The following is a 23,127-nucleotide window of genomic DNA, read 5'->3' on the forward strand; positions in this document are numbered from 1 at the left end:
TGCGGCGGCGCGATCAACTTGCTGCCGACTTCTGTGCCGCTACGATGGCGGCAAGCCGCTTGATCAGACCGGGGATACGCGAAGCATCCGTATCGCCATAGCCGATCACGAGGCCGTTGTCCGTGGGTTGCGGCTCGAGTGCAAAGCTCGACAGGGCACGAGGGCCGATGCCTTCGCGCTGTGCAGCGGCCACGATCGCCTGGTCGGGGAAAGCGGGATCGAGCCGCACCGTCAAATGCAGGCCGCAGCGCTCTCCAATGACCGCATACGCCGGGTTGAAATACGTGGCCAGCGCGTCGCGCAAGGCACTCTGACGTTCCCGGTACAGACGCCGCATGCGCCCGAGGTGCCGTGCGAACTGACCACTCCGAATGAAATCTGCCAGTGCGAGTTGTTCGAAGCGGTGACCGCCGCGAAGCAGTTCGTCGAGTGCGTCGCGGGCTTGCGCGGCGAGTGCGGCGGGCAGAATCAGGAAGCCGAGGCGCAGTGCAGGAAACATCGTCTTGCTGAACGTTCCCACGTAGACCACGGGGCTATCCGGCACCATGCCTTGCATGGCGGCGATGGGTTCGCCCTGATGGCGAAATTCGCTGTCGTAGTCGTCTTCGAGAATCCAGGCGCCGTGATGGCGAGCCTGAGCGATCAGATCGAGACGGCGCGACGCCGACAGCACGCTGCCCAGCGGATATTGGTGCGATGGCGTGACATACACCAGCCGAGGCGGCGACTTCTCCCACAGACCTTCCGGAATCACGATCCCTTCATCGTCGACACGCAGAGCTTGCAGGCGCACGTCGCTCGAATGAAATGCGGCCTTGGCGCCGCGATAGCCGGGGTCTTCCATCCAGACCGTATCGCCCGGGTCGGTCAGCAACCGAACGCAGAGAATCAGAGCCTCGTGTGCGCCTTCCGTAATAACGACTTGCGAGGCGTCGCAGCGCACTCCGCGAGAGATGCGGAGGTGTCCGGCAATGGCTTCGCGCAGCGCGGGTTCACCGAGCGGGTCGCCGTAGTGATAGTGGCGGGGCTGGGCTTCGCGCATGACACGTTCGAGCGTGCGACGCCAGGTACTGGCGGGAAAGCGAGTGAGTGCAGGCACACCGGGCGTGAACGGCAGGGGCGTTTCGTCGGCGCGCGCGGCGTGCCGGGTGGACGGCAGGCGTTGAATGCGACGTGAGGCGGCGGGCGTGGCGGGCGGATCAATTTGCCCTGAAGCACGCGCGAGCGCTTCGGCCTTTTGCTTGGCGGCTTCGGCGGCGAAGTGAGGATCGAGCGAGAGTTGAGCTACGCGAGTACCGAGCCGGTGAGGGACGATAAAGCCCTCGGCGGCGAGTTGATCGTAGACGATAGAGACGGTGTTGCGGGAGACGGCGAGGTCTTCTGCGAGGGTGCGGGAGGCGGGGAGCCGGGCACCGGCGGGCAGGCGTCCTTCGAGGATCGCGTGCTTGAGCCGGGAGAGGAGTTGTTTCTGGAGAGAGGTGCCGCGGCCGGGCTCGACGGCGAGGGGGCTATCGAACAGTGCGGCGACGTCTTCCGGCGAGTGATCGTGGACAGCGGGGTGGGCTTTCGGGGCGGAAGTCATGGCGACGGGCAAAAAAGAGGGCGGGAGGCGTGCAGACGCAACCGATAGCGTGTGCGGCCGGACCGGCACCCCATTCCGCTGCGAGTTGGGTCACTGTCTGAGTGGCGGAATGGGGTGCCGGTCTGGCTTGCGAGTGGGGTAACGCAAACGATGGCACCATCAGATTCCTAAATAGTGGTGCTTTTAATCGTACCACTGAAGCGCTACTTTGAGCGTCATGAACTGAAATGGACCCTGTTTCCGGAGAAAGAAGGACATGACCGAGGCACCCAACTTCAACGAGTACGATCAACCCATAGGCGCAGCACTGCCGGATTGGAAGCCGCGGGCACAGCCGCCGCGCACGCCGATCGACGGGCGGTACTGCCGAGTGGAGCCGATCGACGTGGAGCGTCATGCGAAGGATCTCTACGACGCCTATGCGAGTGCGCCGGACGGTCGTGACTGGACGTACATGAGTGCCGGCCCGTTCCCGGATTTCGATAGCTACTACGCGTACGCGACCAAGTTGGCGGCATCTACCGATCCGTTGCATCACGCGATTATTGATAGAGAGACGGGTAAGGCGGTGGGGACATTGGCGCTCATGCGCATCGATGCAGCCAACGGTGTTGTCGAGGTTGGCCATGTGGCGTATTCGCCATTGCTCAAGCGCACGCGTGCGGGGACGGAGGCGCAATACTTGTTGATGCGTCGTGCGTTCGACGAATTGGGTTATCGCCGATACGAGTGGAAGTGCGATGCGTTGAATGCGCCGTCGCGCAGAGCGGCGGCGCGTTACGGTTTCACGTTCGAGGGCATATTCCGTCAGGCGATTGTGTACCGGGGCCGTAGCCGCGACACTGCGTGGTTCTCGATGATCGATGGCGAGTGGCCGGCGATCAGCCGCGGATTCGAGCAATGGTTGTCGCCTGAGAACTTCGACGCGCAGGGGCGGCATCGTGCCGGTCTGGCGGCATTGATTTCGGCGGCGAAGGCGTGAGTGACGGGTAGGGCCAGGGCCGTTCCGCTGGTGGCGGCATTGCGGCGGAAAGCAAAACGGCCCGCCGGGGGAATCCTCCGGCGGGCCGTTTTGTCATGGGAAGTCGGTGCTGTCGAACCGATCAGCCCGGGAAGAACGCGTACTTCAGTACGAAGAGGACAGCGATCACCCAGGCGGCCGGGTGAACTTCCTTCGCGCGGCCCGTGAACAGCTTGAGCACGGCGTACGAGATGAAGCCGAAGGCCAGACCCGTGGCGATCGAGTACGTGAACGGCATTGCCAGTGCGGTCAGCGCGGCCGGCGTGGCTTCCGTAATGTCGTCCCACTCGACGTCGAGCAATTCGCGCAGCATCAGACCGGCCACATACAGCAGCGCCGGTGCGGCAGCGTAGGCGGGTACCGAACCGGCCAGCGGCGCGATGAACAGCGCGAGGATGAAGAGCACGGCGATCGTGAGGGCGGTGAGGCCCGTGCGGCCGCCGGCTTGAACACCGGAGGCGCTTTCCACGTAGGCCGTCGTGCTGCTCGTGCCCAGCAGCGAGCCGATGAAAATTGCGATCGAATCGGCGAACAGCGCGCGTCCCAGCCCCTTGTAGTGCGTACCTTCGAGCAGGCCGGCGCGTTTCGCCACGCCCATCAGCGTGCCCGTTGCGTCGAACACTTCCACCAGCACGAACGCCAGAATCACGTGAACGAAACCAGCGTGCAGGGCGCCCGGGATATCGAGTTGGAGGAACGTCGGCGCCAGACTCGGCGGCATGGCGAAGACACCCTGGAACTGGTTCAGACCCAGCACCATCGAGAGTACCGTGACCGCCAGAATGCCGATCAGGATTGCGCCACGTACGCGCAGGGCGTCGAGCACCGCGATCAGGAAGAAGCCGAAGATCGCGAGCAAGGCTTGCGGCGAGTGGAGGTCGCCCAGACCGATTTTCGTCGCCGGGTTCGCCACGACCACGCCGGCGTTACCGAGTGCGATGATCGCGAGGAACAGCCCGATACCGGCCGCAATCGCACATCGCAGCGATTTGGGTACCCCGGCAATCAGCCATGAGCGTACGCCTGTGACCGTCAGGATGATGAACAGGCATCCGGAAATAAACACTGCCCCCAGTGCCTGTTGCCATGTGTAGCCCATGGCGCCCACGACCGTAAAGGCGAAGAAGGCGTTCAGCCCCATGCCCGGCGCCATGCCGATCGGGTAGTTCGCGACGAATGCCATTACCACCGAGCCGATGGCAGCGGCAAGACACGTCGCCACGAACACGGCGCTCTTGTCCATGCCGGTCGTGCCGAGGATATTGGGGTTGACGAAAATGATGTAGGACATGGTGAGGAAGGTCGTGAGACCTGCCACCATCTCTGTCCTGACATTGGAGCCATGCTCCTCGAGTTTGAAGAATTTGGTCAGCAACGTGCTCTCCTTGTGACTTTGTTATGCCGTTGTCCGTGTGCAGCGGGGGCGCGCGCATTGTACTGCGCGCGAACCCGTGCAGCCGAGTTTGTCAGAACTTGGTGCGCATGCCCACCCCAAAAGTATTCCCGGCTTCGAGTCCGGAAACCTTGTCGTTCAGGTAGGCCACATAGAGATCCGTACGTTTGGAGAGGTTGTAATCGTAGCCGAGCGCCCAGGTGTTTCGGCTCGTGTCGTTCATGCCCGAATTCTTCGTATAGGCAAACGAAGCCATCACGTTGCCCCCGCCGAGCGGTACCGAAACGCCCAACTGCCCGCCGTTCGACGTCAGATTGCCGCCGGTAATCGTGTTCTTGATGTACTGATACTGGCCGTAGAGCTTGACCACCTGGAAATCGTACGTCAGACCGGCTTGCAGGGCCTGCTGATTACGGAATCCGGTGATGCCGGCCTGATCGTCCGGTGTCGAATCGAACTTCACCTGCTGATAGGCCAGCGTGGCGGCGAGCGGGCCGTGGAAGTACATCGCCGCGGCGCTCCACTTGTTCTGACCCATTTCTCCGGCCTTGTTGCCGAACGCGTACGAGAAGCTGGCGCCGAGCCCCTTGTAGTCCGGCGTGGCGTACATCACTGCGTTATTCCAACCCGAATCACCGACGATCCCCTGACCCGCGAGACCGAGGAACGTGTGATAGACCATCGGGCTGAACGTATAGGAGTCGACGAACGGGTTGAACAGAATCGTCGAGACGAAATAGGACGTGGTGAGGCGTCCCATCGTGACCGTGCCGAGCGTGTTCGATTGCAGTCCGACGTAGGCGTTGCGAGAGAAGAAGCTGTCGCCGGTAAAGCGTCCGTAACGTCCGCTTTGCGGCAGGAAGAAGTCCTCAAGCGTGAAGATCGCCTTGAGACCATCGCCCAGATCCTCCGAACCCTTCATGCCCCAGTAAGAGGTGGACATCCCGCCACCCCCCTGTGTCCACGCGCGTTCGCCGCCCGGTGCTTTCGCGGCACCGACCCAGGCGTCGACCTGGCCGTAGAGCGATACGTTCGACTGTGCGTGGGCGACGCCCGCCGCGCCGCAAACCGCGAGGGCGAGCGCGCCCCGCAGCCAACCTGCTGCCTTGCTCATGAATGTGTCTCCGTCTCGTTTTAGTTTGTGCGTGCCTCTGAACTTCTCTTTTTCACCGAAGAGTGCAAGGGGCACGCCTGAGTCATTGACACACTGACTTCGCTTTGCGCGGGTATCGGTGTTGCTTTGAGGCGTGATTATTATTATCAAGTTGCCTCACATGACATATCACTCGGCTTTGATACTCGGTATTCCGTTGTTGACGGCACAATTTTCGGGTTAACACGGGCGGTTTCCCCCTTGCACGCGATTTGCGGTCTGCCGTCGGCGGGGTCCCCGTTTTCGTCGCTCCACGAAATTCGCTTTGGAAAACGGGGACCCCACCGACGGCCATCTCCATGCCACCGATTCGACGCAACCCTCTCCACTACACTCGCTTGCACAGCCCCATGCCTCACCGTCACGACGACACCGCCTCTTCCAGCGCAAAGGGTCTCGCAGCTCGTCCCCACGTGCTTCGCAACAGATGGGGCCCGAGCCGCGAGACCCTCGACACGACACCCGTGCCCCCATCACCCGGACGGCAAGCGCCGAGCCTGCCGACACCGCCGTCACACACCCGGCGATACGCATCGTGCATTTCACGCCGGCACTGGCGAGCCGGGCAAGGGAATGTTCACGGGGATAACGAGGCGCTCGCCGACCGGGCCCCATCTGTTGCGAAGCACGTGGGGACGGTCGGCGAGCGCCTGGGCGCAAGAAGAGACGGTGTCGTCGTGACGAGGCGAAGGGGGAAGAAGCGGGGTGGGAGCGGGGATGGGTTGCAACGATGCGGGGGCGTGCTTCGAGCCGTGGGGCCGCTCCCCGTTTTCCAAAGCGAATTTCGTGGAGCGACGAAAACGGGGAGCGGCCCCACGGCCGACCGTTGACAGGCGAATTGGTCAGCTCTCAGCCGGCAAGGGACGTCAACGAATGGCGCGCCAACTGGCGTTATGCGCAGCGAGCCAGTTTTCGGCGAGCTTCGGATCCCCGTGACGGTTCGGATGAAACGACGGTGCGAGGTACTTGAGCATTGGCCCGGTGCTGCGCCACACGACGCCATCGCGACCGAAGAACATCGTAGTGAACCCCCACCACGTGCGAGGCTTGAAGAGTGTGCCATCGTGCCAGAGGTTGTTGATCGTCTGCGCATGACTCTCCAGCGCGAACATGAACAACACGTAGAGATAGGTGAGTATGCGCTGACGCTCGCTACCACCGAGGGCACGGTATAGATCGAACGCCACCGCCTTGTGCTCGGTTTCCTCGGCCGCGTGCCAGCGCCACATCAGGCGCATCTTCGGCTCAGCCTTGGCAAGCCATCGGTCGTACCGGAGCGCGCCGTCGCCAAATACCGCAGTGCAGTGCTCGTATGCGGCGGTCACGGCGAGCATGTACATCGGCGAGAGCTTGCGGCGGCGAGCCCATTGAATGCGCGTCGTCGCCCAGTTCTCCCAATGATTGACCAGTCCCTGCTTCGCCAACTGCGCGTTGTACTGGCCATGCAGATGGCGGTGTGTTGCCTCTTGTCCAATGAACTGCGCAATGTCGGCGCGCAGCTTGTCGTAGCGAGCGTCGTCGGGCAGACGATCCATCGTGTCGCGCACCGAGTCGATAAACGATTGTTCGCCCACCGGAAAACTCATCGATAGCGCGTTGTAATACATCGTGCGGTATGCATCGCCGCTATGCCAATGACGGTCGAAGCCGCTGGCCAGATCGACGGTCAGCTTGCGTACGGTCAGGGCAGAAATGTCGTTGCTCATGGTGCCTTGCCTCTCTGGCGGTATCGGCGAGTTCGCAGCTTCGTGAGATGCAGAAGACCCGCGCTGTCGCCGTCACTTGAGTTTTGGTGTGAATGTGAGCATTATTCATTTTTCAGGCGTCTTGCCGCAACTCGCTTCCCGCTCAGGTTTTTCAATATGTCTGCACCCAAACCGTCCGCTACCCCGAATGCCGCGTCAGCCATGCGAAAGCGGCCGATGCAGGCACGCGCGCAACATACCGTCGAGACGATTTTCGAGGCGACTGCTCAGGTTCTCGACGAAGAAGGAGAGGCGGCGCTCACGACGAATCGCATTGCCCGCAAGGCTGGTTTTTCCATCGGCACGCTGTATCAGTACTTCCCCACCAAAGAAGCGATTTTGCTGGCGATGATTGCGCGCGAGCGTCGCCGCGTGATGGATGAACTCAACGAACGCATCGCACGCGCAGCCGAAGAGGGTGCCGACCCCGAGCGAGTCATTCGTGAGCGGCTTCGGGTACTCATCGAAGCGTTCGGCGCGGGCGGGCGCGTGAAGCGCTCGCTCATCAAGATGGCGTGGCAACTCGATCACCACGAAAACGTCATGCAAGCCATGCGCGAGGCGGCCGAACATATTGCCGTTGCCATGTCGCGGCGCGACGCGCCCGAGATGCGTCCGCCCACCGCGGCCACCGTTTTCGTGCTCACGCGTGCCGTCATGGGTACGCTTCGCTCCGCCGCGCTCGAAGATTCGCCGTTGCTTGGCACTCCCGAATTCGAAGACGAGCTTTACCGGTTATGCTGGGGCCTGTTGCGCGCAGACGGCTAATGCCCAAGGCACCGGCCGGCGCTCCCCTCCGATAGATCCGGCAGTTCGTACACAGGAACGTGTTGCATGGGCGAAATCGTCAAGGCGGTTAGCATTCTGGCCGGCGGCGTCGGTATCTTCCTCATCGGCATGGCGATGATGACCGACGGTCTCAAGCTTGCCGCAGGGCCGGCGCTCGAGCGCATTCTTGCCAGCGCGACCCGTACCCGCTGGCAAGCCTTCGCCTCCGGCGTGCTCGTGACCGCCATCACCCAATCTTCCTCGGTCGTTACCATCGCCACCATCGGCTTCGTCAATGCCGGTTTGCTCAAACTTGGTGGCGCCCTCTGGCTGATGTTCGGCTCCAACCTCGGCTCGACCATGATGGGGTGGATCGTCGCCGTCATCGGTCTGAAATTCAATATCGATGTCTTTGCGCTGCCAATGATCGCCGTTGGTGTGGCGCTGCGATTGACTGGTGCCGGCACCCGGCGTGGTGCCATCGGTAACGCGCTGGCCGGCTTCGGTTTGCTCTTCTTCGGTATCTCGCTGCTTCAGTCGGCATTCATCGACATGGCCGGCCTGATCCGCATGCCCGACGGCGACGGACCGCTCGATGTGCTGCTGCAAGTGGTCGTCGGTTTCGTCCTCACCTGTATCGTGCAGTCGTCCGCCGCCGCGATGGCCATCACGCTCACCGCCGCGCAAAACGGTCTGCTGGGCGCACAGGGGGCCGCAGCCGTTGTCATTGGCGCGAACGTCGGAACTACCGTGACCGCCGTCATCGCCGCGATCGGGGCCACGCCCAACGCCCGGCGCGCGGCAATGGCACACGTAGCCTTCAACGTCGTGGCGGGCGTGGTGGCGTTGCTGCTGCTGCCGTGGATGATCCGCGCAATCAGCACCGGCATGGCATGGATGGGCTACGCCACCGACCCGGCCATCAAGCTCGCGATCTTTCATACGACGTTCAACGTGCTCGGCGTGTTGCTGATGATTCCGCTCACCACGCCGCTGCTGCATTGGCTGCAACGCCGTTTCCGTTCTCGCGAGGAAGACGAGGGGGCGCCGCAGTTTCTCGACGACAACGTTTTGCCGGTGCCGCAACTGGCCGTGGATGCCCTCAAGCGCGAGGTCGAACGGCTGGGCGCAATGAGCCGTCATATGGTGCGAGGCGCGTTGACCGGTATGAGTGCAGGGGTACTGGCACAGGAACACGCGTCTGTCACGCGGCTGGGGAGTGTGTGTCAGACCTTTGCCGAACGCATGAGCCGCGCCGCAATCGAAGCGGCTTCCGCAGAGGCGCTGGCCGATACGCTGCGCACACTGCGTTACTACGAGAGTGCCGCCGAACAGGCAATTGCCGCCGCCGCGCTACGCGACCAGACCGGTACCGCCACAGGAAATTCCGACGTCTATACCGCGTTTGTACGGGAGTCGACCGCGCTGCTCGATCATGTTGAAAGCGATACGCGGCCCGCCGACGGCGGCGAGTCGCTCGCCACGCACGCGTCGGCGATGGAGGCCGCTTACGGCGGTCTCAAGGCCAAGCTGCTGGCCGATGGCGCCGCCGGGTCAATCCGCATCGCCGTCATGGAAGAAGCGCTGCGCCGCTATAGCGCACTGCGGCGCGCCCTTCAACAGACCATCAAGGCCGGGACCCGTCGCGCCAAGGGCACCGATCCGATCGATTGACGAACGCTTGCTCCGTAATTTGCGGTGCCGCTATGCCGCGTGAACTCATCTTGCGTAACGCTTGGGGCGTCGCTAGAATGCAAACTGATTTTTGGCACGCGGCGAAGTTTTTCGCCGATGCCACGTAAGCGTTCACGTGAACCAACGCATTCTCCGCGACAGCGGCCGGTCTTGCCGGCTCGTCGGTCGAGGGGCGTGCGTTGTCAGTGAACCGCCGGGCTGCCCATTCAGCGCATTCCCCGGTTCTCTGCGCGCCACAAGCGCCTTCTCTCCCGATCTGCCTATACCGCCTGTTGGCACCGACACCCTGTCGCGGTTGTTCGTTCGCCGGTTCGCGCCTGATGCTCGACGCTCGATGCGTTACGCCTCACGCGCGCCCGCACCCCCATGGAGTCTTCTCGCATGTCCTCGTCTTCTGCTGCACCGGCTGATTCAGCCAAGCAAGCGGCCCCCCAAGCGGGCGCCGTGCCCGCCAACGCTACGGCGTTGCTGGTGCGCTTCTCTCTCAACGTTTTTCTCGCCTGCCTGACCATCGGCATGTCGCTCTCCGTCGTGCCGCTGTTCGTGCATGACACGCTCGGGTATCACAACGTCATCGTCGGTTTCGCCGTCGGTATCCAGTCGCTCGCCACGGTACTGACACGTAAGTTCGCCGGGCGCACCGCCGACCAGCGCGGCGCACGCGTTGCCCTACAGCGGGGCTTGCTTTTCGTTGGTCTGTCGGGCTTCGCCTTGCTCGTCACCGGTCTGGTGACGTTCGCTCCCGCGCCGCGGCTCGGGGTACTTACGCTCGCCCGTCTGCTGCTCGGTGTCGGGGAAAGCCTTTGCATTACCGGCACGCTGACATGGGCCATCGCCAGTCTCGGCGCGGCGCAATCCGGCCGCGTCATGTCCTGGACAGGCGCCGCCGTGTTCAGCGGTTTCGCCGTTGGCGCACCGCTCGGACTGGCGCTCTATGGCGGCACGGCGCTCGTGGGTGTCGCCTTGGCGATCTGTGCGCTGCCGCTCGCCGGCTGGGCGGTGATCGCGCGCATTCCCGGGGTCGCCCCCGCGCACCACGCCGGCGGCGCGTTGCCGTATTCGCAGGTGCTGCGCATCGTGTTCCTGCCGGGCCTCGCGCTGGCGCTGCAAGGCGTGGGCTTCGCCGTGATCGGCGCGTTCGTGGTGCTGTACTTCGACGCCTCGCGCTGGTCAGGCGCCGCCATCGCACTGTCGGCATTCGGTCTGGCGTTCGTGTTGATGCGTCTGATCGGCGGGCGATGGCCCGAGCGTTTCGGCAATCTGCGTGTCGCGCAGATCTCGCTGGCAGTCGAAGCCGTTGGTCTGTTGTTCGTCTGGCAAGCGCCATTCGCGTGGTTGGCATTGCTCGGCACGGCGCTCGCCGGGGCTGGGGCCTCGCTGATCTTTCCGTCTTTGGGGATCGAAGTGGTCAAGCGCGCACCCGCCGCCAGCCGTGGCACAAGTCTGGGCACCTATGCCGCCTTTCAGGACGTTGCCATTCTGCTGACCGGCCCTCTGGCCGGGGCCGTAGCCAATCCGTTCGGCTATCGCGCCGTGTTCCTGTGCGGTGCCGTGGCCGCCGTGCTCGGCGTGATGGTCGTCGTCACATTGCGCGCACGTCGCCGCTGATCCAGCAACCGGCCGCCGCGTCGAGCGGATCGCGTAACGTCACGGTGATGGCGGAGGCGTGCCCCATCGCGACCCCCTGTCGTACAACCACGCCGCGCTCGCCGGGCGACAGCCAGCCATAGCGGCGCGCACCGTATAGCAAGGCGGCAGCGGCAATGCCGGTCGCCGCATCTTCCGGATAGCCGGATGAGCGAGGGAACTGGCGTGCCTGCAATACCGGCAGCGCACGTCCGTCGCCAACGTCTTCGCGTGCACATGGGTACAGGCCCGTCGAACCGATGGCGTCGCATGTGGCGAGCATCATGGTGAAGTCCGGCGTCAACGCCTGCAATCGCTCGACGCTGCGCAGCGGCACCAGCGTCTTCACGCGGCTGGTCGCTGCGTTGCATATGCCTTCAAGGGCGATCTCGTCGGGCGAAATCCGCAGGGCCGCGCATATGGCGGCGATGGCACTTGCGTCGATGATCGGGGCGGTACGCCCGGACGGCTGGCTGACTTCGATGTGTTCGCCATCTGCCGCGAGCCGGCCTTCGACCTGTCCGCTGAGCGTCTCGATCGTGACCGGACTGCCATCCCATCGGCCGGCGCGGCGCAGCACCCACAACGCGCCAAGCGTGGCGTGCCCGCACATCTCCATCTCGTGATTCGGAACGAAGAAACGAAAGCGCCAGGCGTTGCCCGCATGGGCCGCGGCCATGACGAACGCGCTTTCGTGTCCGTAGTGGGTCGCGACAGCTCGCATGTCGTCTGCCGTCATGGCATCGGCATCGAGCACGATGGGGGCCGGATTGCCACCGTTATCGTCAGCCGGGAAGACACTCACCAACGAGACCGTCGCCGGCGCGGGGAGGGGGAAGGGAACGGGTGACGTCATGGCGATGGGCAATCCGGAAAAGGAGTCGGGAGAGGAATCAGCAAAGGCGCTGGCGACGGATGCCGCCGATTTCGCAACGGGTTGCAATGCAACACGGGACGCGACCTGAAGCCTCAAGATTACGCGCTAAGTCGCGCGCCTGTCAGGTGCCCCGGTCATGAATTTTCGATCGCGTTTCGATCAACTTTCGGACGCGTCCCGCTTGCTATACGCATGTCAATCGCCGGTCGCTCCGTGCCACGCCGCATTGCGACATTCACGTGGCGTGCAACGTCCTGTCGTGTCAATTCGCGAGTGGCGTCGCGTCGACGCGACATTTTCGCCGCCCCCATTTTCGGACGATGACTAACGACCGAAGACGCCTTCGAAATGCAGCGGTGTCCTATGGTTTACAATCCCGTCGGCCTCCCAATATCGAAAGGGATGGCAGGGTGAGAAACGTCGCGCAACGGCATGCGGGCCGGGGAGCGACGTCCGGAGACAATGCCTCCGGACTCCGCGTAATCGGTTCTCGTAAGGCGAGAACCGTGAGGTCTGTCAGAGCCGTCGAGCAGGTAAGGCAGCGTGATCGGTGCGAGTGGTCCGGAGGCAGCGTTGCAGTCGTGATTCTGGCTGTGCAAGCAAACAAATTAGCAGCCAAGCTTCGAAGTGGAGACCATGAGTACTATCGCTAGCGGTGTCAAACCCAACGCGCATACGCGCGAGATTGAGGCGCAAGCCTATGCAAAAGCGACCTGGCGTTTGTTGCCGTTTCTTTTCCTGTGTTACGTCGCGGCTTATCTCGACCGCGTGAATGTCGGCTTTGCCAAGCTGCAAATGCTGAACGACCTCCAGTTCAGCGAGACCGTCTACGGTCTGGGCGCGGGCATCTTCTTCATCGGTTATTTCTTCTTCGAAGTGCCGAGCAACATCATCATGCACAAGGTCGGTGCGCGCCGCTGGATTGCGCGGATCATGATCTCGTGGGCGGTCCTCTCGGCAGCCACGCTGCTCGTGAAGACGCCGACGCAGTTCTACCTCGTGCGTTTCTTCCTCGGTGTGGCCGAGGCGGGCTTCTTCCCCGGTATCGTGCTGTATCTGACTTACTGGTTTCCGGCACAGCGTCGCGGCCGGATGAACGCGCTCTTCATGATCGGCATTCCTGTTGCCGGCGTGTTCGGTGGACCGCTCTCGGGCTGGATTCTCGCCGCGTTCAATGGCGTGGGCGGCTGGGCCGCATGGCAATGGCTGTTCTTCATCGAAGCCATTCCGTCGGTGATTCTGGGTGTCGTTACGCTCATGTATCTGCCGAACGGCATTCGCGCAGCGTCCTGGCTGACGGAAGACGAGAAAGCAATTCTCGAGTACAACATCGCGCAGGACAGCGCGGGCAAGGCAGAGCACTCGGTCGCCTCGGTGTTTGCGAACGGCCGCGTTTGGCTCATGGCTGCGATCTACTTCTGCTGCATGATGGGTCTCTACGGCATTGGCTTCTACCTGCCAACGCTCATCAAGGCCAGCGGTGTGAAGAGCGCGCTCGACGTGGGTTTGCTCACCGCCATTCCGTACGCCTGTGCCGTGGTCAGCATGATCGGCGTCGCGCGCAGCTCGGACCGCACACGCGAGCGTCGCTGGCACTTTGCCGTGGTGTCGCTCGCCGGCGCCGTGGGGCTGTACCTGAGCACGGTATGGGGCAATAACGTGCCCCTCGCCATGGTCGCACTCTCGGTAGGCACGGCGGGTATGCTCGCCACAATGCCGGTGTTCTGGACTTACCCGAGCGCGTTGCTCGTGGGCGGGTCGGCGGCGGCGGCCATCGGCATGATCAACTCGATCGGCAACCTTGCCGGTTTCGTGAGCCCGTTCATCATCGGTTGGCTCAAGGACGTGACGCAAAGCACCAACGCGGGCATGTATTGCGTGTCGGCGGCGCTTGCCATCGGTGCCTTGCTGGCGCTCACGCAATCGAAGGAACAGGTCAATCGCTAACGCACTGACCGGACGGATCTGATGGGGCGAAGGGCGGCATCGTTCGCGCTTGCACCATCGATGTGATGCAAACAAAAAAGCTGGCATATGCCAGCTTTTTTGTTGGGCGTCATCGGGCGGTCCTCGCAGACCGCCCGACGTTCGACTACCGCAGTCGAACGCTTTTCTTCCCTATGCCTTCATTGCGCCGTCATTACGCCTTCGCAAGGCTTGCCAGCGCAGCGTTGAACGTCTTGCTCGGACGCATGACTTGCTCAAGCTTCTCGAAGTCGGGCTTGTAGTAGCCGCCGATGTCCGTCGGCTTGCCCTGCACGTCGGCGAGTTCACCCACGATGGTCTTCTCGTTCTCGGTCAGTTGCTTGGCGAGCGGAGCAAACGTCTTGGCCAGATCGGCGTCGTCCGTTTGCGCGGCCAGTTCCTGTGCCCAGTACATCGCCAGGTAGAACTGGCTGCCACGATTGTCCAGTTCACCGGTCTTCGGCGACGGGTTCTTGTTGTTGTCGAGCAGCTTGCCGGTGGCAGCGTCGAGCGTCTTGGCAAGAATCTTGGCGCGTTCGTTACCCGTCTTGATGCCCAGGTCTTCCAGCGACACGGCCAATGCCAGGAATTCACCCAGCGAGTCCCAGCGCAGGTGGTTTTCTTCCACCAGTTGCTTGACGTGCTTCGGCGCCGAACCGCCAGCCCCCGTTTCGTACATGCCGCCACCGGCCATGAGCGGCACGATCGACAGCATCTTGGCGCTGGTGCCCAGTTCCATGATCGGGAACAGGTCGGTCAGGTAGTCGCGCAGAATGTTACCGGTCACCGAGATGGTGTCCAAGCCGCGGATCACGCGCTCAAGCGTGTAACGCATGGCGCGCACTTGCGACATGATCTGGATGTCGAGGCCGTTGGTGTCGTAATCCTTCAGGTACTTTTCGACCTTCTTGATCAGTTCGGCTTCGTGCGGACGGTACGGGTCGAGCCAGAACACGGCCGGCATGCCCGAGTTGCGCACGCGGTTCACGGCGAGCTTCACCCAGTCGCGGATCGGCGCGTCCTTGACCTGGCACATACGCCAGATGTCGCCGGCTTCCACGTTCTGCGAGAGCAGCACTTCGCCCGTGTCGATGTCGACGATGTTGGCCACGCCGTCTTCGGCGATTTCGAACGTCTTGTCGTGCGAGCCGTACTCTTCCGCCTTCTGCGCCATCAGGCCCACGTTCGGCACCGTACCCATCGTGGTCGGATCGAACGCGCCGTTCGTTTTGCAGAAGTTGATGATTTCCTGATAGATGCGAGCGAACGTGCTTTCCGGGATCACGGCCTTCGTGTCCTTCGGACGGCCGTCGGCGCCCCACATCTTGCCGCCGATACGGATCATGGCCGGCATCGAGGCGTCGACGATCACGTCGTTCGGTGCGTGCAGGTTCGAGATCCCCTTGGCCGAGTCGACCATCGCCAGTTCCGGGCGGTGCTCGTGGCAGGCGTGCAGATCGCGGATGATTTCTTCGCGCTTCGAGCTGGGCAGCGATTCGATCTTCTCGTACAGATTCACGAGACCGTTGTTGACGTTCACGCCCAGTTCGTCGAACAGCTTGCCGTGCTTCTCGAAGGCTTCCTTGTAGAAGATCTTCACAGCGTGGCCGAACACGATCGGGTGCGAGACCTTCATCATGGTGGCCTTCACGTGCAGCGAGAACATCACGCCAGTCTTGCGCGCGTCTTCCATCTGTTCTTCATAGAAGTCGCACAGCGCCTTCTTGCTCATGAACATGCTGTCGATGATTTCGCCGTCGAGCAGCGAGACCTTCGGCTTGAGAACGATCGTCTTGCCGCTCTTCGTCACGAGTTCCATCTTGACGTCACGGGCGCGGTCGAGGGTCATCGACTTTTCGCCGTGGTAGAAGTCGCCATGCTTCATGTGCGCCACGTGCGTGCGCGAAGCCATGCTCCACTCGCCCATGCTGTGCGGGTGCTTCCGGGCGTAGTTCTTGACAGCGAGCGGTGCTCGGCGATCCGAGTTGCCTTCGCGCAGCACCGGGTTCACTGCCGAGCCCAGGCACTTCGAGTAGCGCTTCTGGATGGCTTTCTCTTCTTCGGTCTTCGGATCTTCCGGGTAATCCGGGATCTTGTAGCCCTTCGATTGCAGTTCCTTGATGGCGCTCTGGAGCTGGAACACCGACGCGCTGATGTTCGGCAGCTTGATGATGTTCGTGTTCGGGTCTTGCGTCAGACGGCCCAGCTCGGCGAGGTTATCCGGGACGCGCTGCTCTTCGGTCAGGAATTCGGGGAACTCGCCGAGGATACGGCCCGAGACGGAAATGTCGCTCGTCTCGACCGACACGCCCGCCGGTGCCGTGAACGTGCGAATGATCGGGAGGAAAGAGCCGGTGGCCAGAAGCGGTGCTTCGTCGGTCAGGGTGTAGATGATGCTGGGTTGCTGCGTACTCATCGCTGGTCTCGGATTCAAGAAGCAGGGAAAGGTGGGGGAACGCCGCTGACTGAGGTGACAGTCTGCTAGCCATGACAAATTTCCCTGATTGTGACACGGGGCGGGGCCAAAACTGAAATGCCTTTTCGTAATGTGAATGCTTGTGTCTTATATAAGACTGGCTCTGAAGGCCGCATAACTTCGTGAAAAACCCCGCAGAACGAGGCGGGGCTTCGATAAGGCGATCCGACGAAGGGCGGCGCACACAAGAAATATTTGATTGATTTTTATTGTTTATAGAAAAAATCTATAGAAAGCCGGGCCGGAGTTGGGGGTGGCGGGGGCCGTGAGCGAATGCGGCGGGGGTGCGACACGCCTATTTGTTACTTGCCACGCCTATGTCGTTACGCTCAATGGCGCCCACGCGTCGGCCCCCTGGTGCACGTTTCCGGGCCAGTACTCCCCTCCAGCCGCCGGCTTTTACGCAGCGCGTTCGCTGCCGTTGCCGCAATCAGAGCAGATAGACGCGAGGCGGTGGTTTTTTGCTTCGATGTACGCGGAGCGGGAGAGTCCCAAGGACGATAACGCGGCTGCGTTCGGCAATCACCTGCGGGGCGGACGCTTCGGTGGGGAATGGCACACAATGCCTGGTCAGGTGCCGTTTGCGAACGTGAGCTTCGAGCGGCGCAACTTCCGCTCGATAGTATGTTTCTCGTCGAGCGACGCGACCGCCAACATTCAGCACCATGACGCAGAACGTGAGTGGCGGTGCATGCGCGGGCGGTAACTGTATGTTTTCGACTCGGGACGTGCTGACGGGCGCGGCGGCGAACAATGCGGGGATCGTCTACTCGTTGACGGGGCCGGATGCGCGGGTAACGGGAACTGCGGGGTTCAAGTGCTAAGGATTTGCGTAAGGGATGGGATGCACTGAGGCGCATCCCGTTGTCGCTGAATGACGGCAGGTGCCGCTGGAAGGGGACGCAGAATGCAAAAAGGGCCGACGCATCGTCGGCCCTTCGAATCTGGTGGGTGGTACAGGGATTGAACCTGTGACCCCTGCCGTGTGAAGGCAGTGCTCTACCGCTGAGCTAACCACCCAAATCATTAACTAAATCAATGATTTAGTGCTGATTGCTGAAGCTTCCGTTTCGCAATCAGGAGCAGAACTTTAACTGTTTTCGCCGAAGCCTGCAACCTTTCTTTTGATCATTTTTGCTGCCGCCGTGACGATATCTCTCGATCACTTCACGCCGTTTCTTGCGATGACTCGCAAGCAGCAAAGACAGCGATTATAGGGATGTTTTTTTCGTTTGGGAAGGCCTTCGTGCGAAATTTTCGCAAAGTGTCGGTTCGTTCTGCACGAGCTTGCGAAGTTACGCCGCAGGCGGGGCGTCGCCTTCGGGGGGCGTCGGTTCTTTGCGCCAGACGCAAGTGCCCTTCATACCCTTGTCGATGCCGTTCAGCACGTCGGCATGCGCCGCGATCTCTTCCGCCGCTGCCAAGATGATCGGCAGATCGAACTGGCGCAGTGAGATCTTTTCACGATGGCCACCCGCTTCGCCGCCGTCATCATCGCTCGTATCGATCACGAGGCTCTCCTGACCGCGCGTCATGGCGAGGTAGACGTCGGCAAGCAATTCCGCGTCGAGCAATGCGCCGTGCAGGGTGCGATGCGCGTTGTTCACGCCGAGGCGTTCGCAGAGGGCATCCAGCGAATTGCGTCGGCCGGGGAACATTTCTCGCGCGCGCAACAACGTGTCGATCAGGCCGGAGCAATGCTCCATGAACGGCGGCCAGCCGAGGCGGGCGTATTCCATGTCGAGGAAGCCGAGGTCGAACGCCGCGTTGTGAATGATGATCTCGGCGCCGCGGCAGTATTCGCGCAACTCTTCCGCAATCTCGGCGAATTTCGGCTTGTCGGAGAGGAACTCGGTGGTCAGCCCGTGCACCGCCAGTGCGCCCGGATCGCTGTCACGTTCGGGATTGATATAGAAATGCAGGTTGTTGCCGGTCAGGCGGCGATTGACCAGTTCGACACAGCCGATTTCCAGCAAACGGTCACCCGTCTTGGCATTCAGGCCAGTGGTTTCGGTATCGAGGATCAGTTGTCGCATGGGGTTCGGTGATTCTTGTGTGCTTTCGGAATTGGCGCGCTGCGGGCGATATCGCCTCACGCAACGCGCGGAGGATGCTCAGGGACCGTCACCATCGCGCTAACCGCGACGCAGACTCTCCACGCCGCGATTGGCCAACTGGTCGGCGGCTTCGTTGCCTTCGTGCCCGGCGTGACCTTTCACCCAGCGCCAGTCGATCTCGTGCTTCTGGGAGACAGCGTCGAGCGTTTGCCAGAGATCGGCGTTTTTCACAGGCTCCTTGGCGGCCGTCTTCCAGCCGCGCGCCTTCCACCCATGAATCCACTCGCTGATACCTTTCTGCACGTATTGCGAGTCGGTGTGAAGCACTACGTGGCAGGGCTTGTTCAGGGCCTCAAGCGCACGAATGACGGCGAGGAGCTCCATGCGGTTGTTGGTGGTATTGGGCTCGCCGCCGAACATTTCCTTGCGGTGTTTGCCCGCAACGAGCAGGGCGCCCCAACCGCCGGGGCCGGGGTTGCCTTTGCAGGCACCGTCGGTATAGATATCAACTTGCGGCAAGGTCATCTCTCAAACAATCAATCGGGCGCGTCGGTCGCTTCCGCCATCTGGCGATGCGTGGTGTTGGGCGTAGCGACCGGTGCCGCCGCCGGCTGGAGGCCGAGTATACGCTTGCGAACTTTGCCGACCAAGCGCATGCCCCGCACCCGCTTCACGGCCCGCACCGCATAGAGCGCGCCGAAGATCGGCCACCAGCGGTCGCCTGCCGGTTCCATGAATTCGAAGCGCTGTAGCCAGTGGTCGCCGCGCAGCGGCGGGCGATAGCAACCGAAGCGTCCGCGGTCGATGTCGAACGAGAGCAGCTTGAGCCAGTCCTTCAGACGCGTGAACGCAATCAGATCGGCGCCTGGCGGCAGGAACGGCGCACCGGCAAGCCGGCCCAGTTCCTCACGGGCGCCCCACAAGCTCAGATTGTTGAAGCCGGTGATGATGACCTGCCCCTCGGGCACGAGAATGCGCTCGACTTCGCGCAGAATGTCGTGTGGATTCTCGGCAAACTCGAGCACATGCGGCAGCACTACGAGGTCGGTGCTTGCTGTGGCGATGGGCAACTCGTCGAACCGGCTCACGAGAATGTCGCGGGCGATCATGACGGCGGGGCTGGCGTCGCAAGACGGCGTGCTGCCGGTTGTGTCGCTGGCGGCCTTGGTCATGAGCGGCGGTGCTTCGGCGCCACGTGCAGCGGGAAGGATGAGACCCCGGTAAGGCATGCGGTTTTCGCGCAGCGTATCCAGCTCGGGACGGCCAAGTTGCAGCGCGTGATAGCCGAACAGATCCCCGACCCATTGATCGAAGAGGGCCTGTTCCCATGCAAACGCGTAGCGGCCTGGCGGTGAGACGAGCCAAAGGGGCCAGTCTATAATCGGACGTTCTGACATGGTGGCGAGTATATATGGATGCGCACGCAGATGCGGCGAGTAAGCTGTCGGCCGGTACACTGACCGTCTTTCCCGTCCCCGCGTTCCAGGACAATTATCTCTGGGTCATCGATAACGGCAAAGATGCCGTGGTCGTCGACCCGGGCGACGCCGCGCCGGTGCTCGCCTATCTCGAATCGCGCAGTCTTACGCTGCGCGCCATTCTCATCACGCACAAGCATGCCGACCACATTGGCGGTGTCGGCACGCTGCTCGAACATTTCGATGTCCCCGTGCACGGCCCGGCGCACGAAGCCATCGCTTGTGTCGATCATCCGCACGAGGGGGGCGAAACGGTTCATATCGCGTCTCCGTCCATGGTGCTGGAAGTGATCGACGTTCCCGGCCACACGCTGGGACATATCGCGTACTTCCTTGGCGCCGGTGCGGCAGGTGCGCCGCGACTGTTCTGCGGCGACACGCTGTTCTCGTGCGGCTGCGGACGGCTGTTCGAAGGCACGCCCGCGCAGATGCTCGCCTCGCTAGACGCGCTCGCCGCGCTCCCGCCGGCCACGCTCGTGCATTGCGCACACGAATACACCCTCTCGAATATTCGCTTTGCGCTGGCAGTCGATCCGGATAACGCGGCCCTTGCCGCCTGGCATCAGGAGGCCACGGCGCTGCGCGCCGCGGGGCGCCCGACGCTGCCCACCACGCTCGCCCAGGAGCGGGTGACAAACCCCTTCCTGCGCAGCGACGCGCCGGCAGTCGTCGCGGCCGCCGAAGCCCATGCCGGGCGTGCGACGCTTTCCCGCGAAGCGGTGTTCGCTACCGTGCGTGGCTGGAAAGATACCTTCCGCTAATCTTGAGTGCGTCATGCTGTCAATAGCGTGACGCACCATGACCTCTGACACAAAGCGGACGTTGACAGCCTCGCAGGCGTCTGCTCAGCCTTGTCGAATCACCTCGGATGTGAATTTTCGGTGTCGCTTCAGTGGCATCGTATATGCCGCTTGTGTGTGTCTCACTGGCCACAATGCCGGAAACCGAATTTAGGGATAACCCCTATTTTTGGGGCATTTGGGCGTAAATTTTGCAAAAAAATTAGGCAGAATGGTTGACGCATCTGAAGGGTTTCCTTACCATCCTTGCCAATTTCATGAAGATGTCACCCAATTCGAGCCCGATCAATGCGACTTATCGTTAGCTTGCTACTGACGCTGCTTCTAGCGGCTTGCGCCAGCACAGCGCCGACCACAGGTGCGTCGAATTCCACTCCCGAAGCGCAGAGCAAGGCGCCTCTCGCGTCGACCGCCAAAGGCAAGCAGCGAGTCTCCAGCGATCAGACCATCGATCTGGATAACGACTCGCTGGGCGATCTGGCCTATGGCAGCGACGACGCCGATCTCTGGTCACGCATTCGTCACGGTTTCGCCATCCCCGATCTGGATACCGACCTCGCGCAGGATCGCACGCAGTGGTACGCGCAGCGTCCTGAATACGTCGAGCGCATGATCCAGCGGTCGAACAAATATCTGTTCCACATCGTCGAAGAACTTGAGCGCCGTCATATGCCGACGGAGCTGGCGTTGCTGCCGTTCGTGGAAAGTGCGTACAACCCGCAAGCCCTTTCGACGGCCAAGGCCGCCGGTATGTGGCAGTTCATTCCGAGCACGGGCAAGACGTACAACCTCAAGCAGAACATGTTCCAGGATGAGCGTCGCGATGTGCTCGCCTCGACCACTGCCGCGCTCGATTACCTCTCGAAGCTCTATGCGATGTTCGGCGACTGGCATCTGGCGCTCGCAGCCTACAACTGGGGCGAGGGCAACGTGCAGCGCGCGATCGATCGCAATCAGGCGCAAGGTCTGCCGACCGATTATCTGAGCCTGCGTATGCCGACCGAGACACGTTATTACGTGCCGAAGTTGCAGGCGATCAAGAACATCATCGCGCACCCGGACCTGTACAGCGTGAAGCTGCCGGAGATTCCGAATCACCCGTATTTCGTTAGCGTGACCACCAAGCGCGACATCGATGTGGCCCTGGCTGCGAAGCTGGCCGATCTGCCGCTCGACGAGTTCCGCGCACTTAACCCGTCGTTCCGCAAGCCGGTGATTCTTGGCGCTGCACAGCCGCAAATTCTGCTGCCGTTCGACAGCGCCGAAGTGTTCCAGCGCCGTCTGAAGGGTTACGACAAGCCGCTCTCGAGCTGGACGACGTACACCTCGTCCTCGCGTGAGCGTCCGGAAGATGTGGCGCTCAAGCTGGGTGTGGACGCCGCGGTCATCCGCTCGGTCAACAACATTGCGCCGCGCATGCGCCTGAAGGCCGGCTCGACGCTGCTGGTGCCGCGCTCGGACGACATCGATCAGGACATCAGCGCGTCGGTGGCGAGCAACGCAGTGCTGGCGCTCGAGCCGGATCTTCCCGATACCCGCAAGGTGATGGTTCGTGCGCGCAAGCACGACACGCTGGCGAGCGTTGCCTCGCGCAGCGGGGTGAGCGTGGCCCAGATCAAGAGCTGGAACCGTCTGCGTCGCGATACGCTCACGTCCGGCCAACTGCTGGTGCTGCATGTTCCGGTCAAGGACGCTTCGCGTGTAATGGCGGCGTCTGCCGCCCCGGCGGCAGCCGCGGCACCGGCGGCCAAGAATGACGACGATGCGCCGCGCACGCGCATGGTGCGTGGTAAGAATGGCAAGATGATTCGCGTCGTCGACCGTCGCCCGACAGCGAGTCCTGCCAAGGCTGCCGTTGCCGGCAGCAAGACGACGGCACCGGCCAAGGTCGCTTCGAAGGCACCTGCGAAGGCTCCGGCAAAGACGGTGGCGAAGACCGCAGCGAAGCCCGCCGCCAAGGCGCCTGCGAAGGTTACCAAGACCGCTCAGCGTTAAGCGCCGGCCTTTCCGTTCGCCGGGCGATCGCCGCATCGCCTGCGTTTGACGAAGTAAAACGCCCGTGAGGTTTTCCCTCACGGGCGTTTTGTTTTGCGGGGCGCCGTTGCCTCCCGCGGCCCGGCATCGGCTTCACATCCGCTTTGGAGAATTCCCGCAAATGGACGGGCTCTCATTTCCTATGATGAAGACGCGGACGGTTCCGTTCGTAGTCACTCAACAAGGAGTCCTAAATAAAATGGAAAATGATAACCACGAAGACAGCGACTGAGCTTAGTGCACTGTCGTCGGTGGGGCCGCTCATGCCACGCGCCCGCGTCGCCGGGAACCGTTCGCCGTGATCAATGCGATTCACCTCTGACTCCGCGTAATCCCCTAGCGTTTCGCGTGCCGGGCGTGGCTGCCCGGTAAGCCTTCCGTAAGCGTCAACGCGCACACTGAACGCGAGGCACTTCACCTGTGTCCGACAATTTCGTTGCACCGAAACGCATTGCCG

Annotated in this window: 16 protein-coding genes and 1 tRNA gene; 7 read left to right on the top strand and 10 right to left on the bottom strand. The window is 62.2% G+C overall.

Annotated features, from left to right (window positions below; all coding sequences use genetic code 11):
• Positions 1–13: 13 nt before the first annotated feature.
• Positions 14–1,582: a MocR-like pyridoxine biosynthesis transcription factor PdxR gene (gene pdxR, locus AT395_RS08595; RefSeq protein WP_082164616.1), complete on the bottom strand. Its 1,569-nt coding sequence runs from the start codon at positions 1,580–1,582 to the stop codon at positions 14–16.
• A gap of 256 nt (positions 1,583–1,838) precedes the next feature.
• On the opposite strand from pdxR, the gene AT395_RS08600 reads away from it, so the two are divergent.
• Complete coding sequence (locus tag AT395_RS08600) at positions 1,839–2,564, top strand: GNAT family N-acetyltransferase (protein ID WP_042112154.1); 726 nt, start codon at positions 1,839–1,841, stop codon at positions 2,562–2,564.
• Between the two features lie 121 nt (positions 2,565–2,685).
• On the opposite strand, the gene AT395_RS08605 is transcribed toward AT395_RS08600, so the two are convergent.
• From AT395_RS08605 to AT395_RS08615, 3 genes are all read right to left on the bottom strand, one after another.
• Entirely contained in the window at positions 2,686–3,978 is a 1,293-nt protein-coding gene (locus AT395_RS08605; RefSeq protein WP_042112153.1) for an NCS2 family permease, read from the bottom strand.
• 91 nt (positions 3,979–4,069) lie between these two features.
• Positions 4,070–5,110 carry a porin gene (locus AT395_RS08610; protein ID WP_042112152.1) on the bottom strand — a complete coding sequence of 347 codons (1,041 nt, stop codon included), beginning with the start codon at positions 5,108–5,110 and terminating at the stop codon, positions 4,070–4,072.
• Positions 5,111–6,015: 905 nt separating this feature from the next.
• Entirely contained in the window at positions 6,016–6,855 is an 840-nt protein-coding gene (locus tag AT395_RS08615; RefSeq protein ID WP_042112151.1) for a metal-dependent hydrolase, read from the bottom strand.
• A gap of 156 nt (positions 6,856–7,011) precedes the next feature.
• Between AT395_RS08615 and AT395_RS08620 the strand changes: the two genes are divergently transcribed.
• The 3 genes from AT395_RS08620 (at position 7,012) to AT395_RS08630 (ending at position 10,965) form a co-directional block, all read left to right on the top strand.
• Positions 7,012–7,662, top strand: coding sequence for a TetR/AcrR family transcriptional regulator (locus AT395_RS08620; protein WP_231586128.1), 651 nt, complete (start codon positions 7,012–7,014; stop codon positions 7,660–7,662).
• 66 nt (positions 7,663–7,728) lie between these two features.
• The gene (locus tag AT395_RS08625; protein ID WP_042112149.1) at positions 7,729–9,336 is read left to right on the top strand and encodes a Na/Pi cotransporter family protein; all 1,608 of its coding nucleotides are present in this window, start codon (positions 7,729–7,731) and stop codon (positions 9,334–9,336) included.
• Positions 9,337–9,738: 402 nt separating this feature from the next.
• A complete protein-coding gene (locus AT395_RS08630) occupies positions 9,739–10,965 on the top strand; it encodes an arabinose transporter (RefSeq protein ID WP_082164615.1) in 1,227 nt (408 codons plus the stop codon).
• Here AT395_RS08630 and AT395_RS08635 read toward each other — a convergent pair.
• Entirely contained in the window at positions 10,940–11,839 is a 900-nt protein-coding gene (locus AT395_RS08635) for a PhzF family phenazine biosynthesis protein (protein WP_048627566.1), read from the bottom strand. The two genes, AT395_RS08630 and AT395_RS08635, sit on opposite strands and share 26 nt — an antisense overlap.
• Positions 11,840–12,496: 657 nt before the next feature.
• Here AT395_RS08635 and AT395_RS08640 point away from each other — a divergent pair.
• Positions 12,497–13,807, top strand: a complete 1,311-nt coding sequence (locus AT395_RS08640; protein ID WP_052765385.1) for an MFS transporter — start codon at positions 12,497–12,499, stop codon at positions 13,805–13,807.
• Positions 13,808–14,000: 193 nt separating this feature from the next.
• Here AT395_RS08640 and AT395_RS08645 read toward each other — a convergent pair whose 3' ends face one another.
• From AT395_RS08645 to AT395_RS08670, 5 genes are all read right to left on the bottom strand, one after another.
• Positions 14,001–16,241: an NADP-dependent isocitrate dehydrogenase gene (locus AT395_RS08645; RefSeq protein WP_042112147.1), complete on the bottom strand. Its 2,241-nt coding sequence runs from the start codon at positions 16,239–16,241 to the stop codon at positions 14,001–14,003.
• Between the two features lie 1,005 nt (positions 16,242–17,246).
• Positions 17,247–17,321: transfer RNA gene (locus AT395_RS08655), tRNA-Val, on the bottom strand.
• A 275-nt stretch (positions 17,322–17,596) separates the two neighbouring features.
• A complete protein-coding gene (gene dnaQ / locus AT395_RS08660; RefSeq protein ID WP_042112145.1) occupies positions 17,597–18,337 on the bottom strand; it encodes a DNA polymerase III subunit epsilon in 741 nt (246 codons plus the stop codon).
• 99 nt (positions 18,338–18,436) lie between these two features.
• On the bottom strand, positions 18,437–18,883 hold the full coding sequence (gene rnhA, locus AT395_RS08665) for a ribonuclease HI (protein ID WP_042112144.1): 447 nt from the start codon (positions 18,881–18,883) through the stop codon (positions 18,437–18,439).
• An 11-nt stretch (positions 18,884–18,894) separates the two neighbouring features.
• On the bottom strand, positions 18,895–19,755 hold the full coding sequence (locus AT395_RS08670; RefSeq protein WP_042112143.1) for a methyltransferase domain-containing protein: 861 nt from the start codon (positions 19,753–19,755) through the stop codon (positions 18,895–18,897).
• A gap of 14 nt (positions 19,756–19,769) precedes the next feature.
• On the opposite strand from AT395_RS08670, the gene gloB reads away from it, so the two are divergent.
• Both gloB and AT395_RS08680 read left to right on the top strand, forming a co-directional pair.
• Complete coding sequence (gene gloB / locus AT395_RS08675) at positions 19,770–20,597, top strand: hydroxyacylglutathione hydrolase (RefSeq protein WP_048627564.1); 828 nt, start codon at positions 19,770–19,772, stop codon at positions 20,595–20,597.
• A 327-nt stretch (positions 20,598–20,924) separates the two neighbouring features.
• Entirely contained in the window at positions 20,925–22,631 is a 1,707-nt protein-coding gene (locus AT395_RS08680; RefSeq protein WP_048627563.1) for a transglycosylase SLT domain-containing protein, read from the top strand.
• Positions 22,632–23,127 lie beyond the last annotated feature (496 nt).

It is taken from the genome of Pandoraea apista (assembly GCF_001465595.2).
Classification (GTDB): Bacteria; Pseudomonadota; Gammaproteobacteria; order Burkholderiales; family Burkholderiaceae; genus Pandoraea; species Pandoraea apista.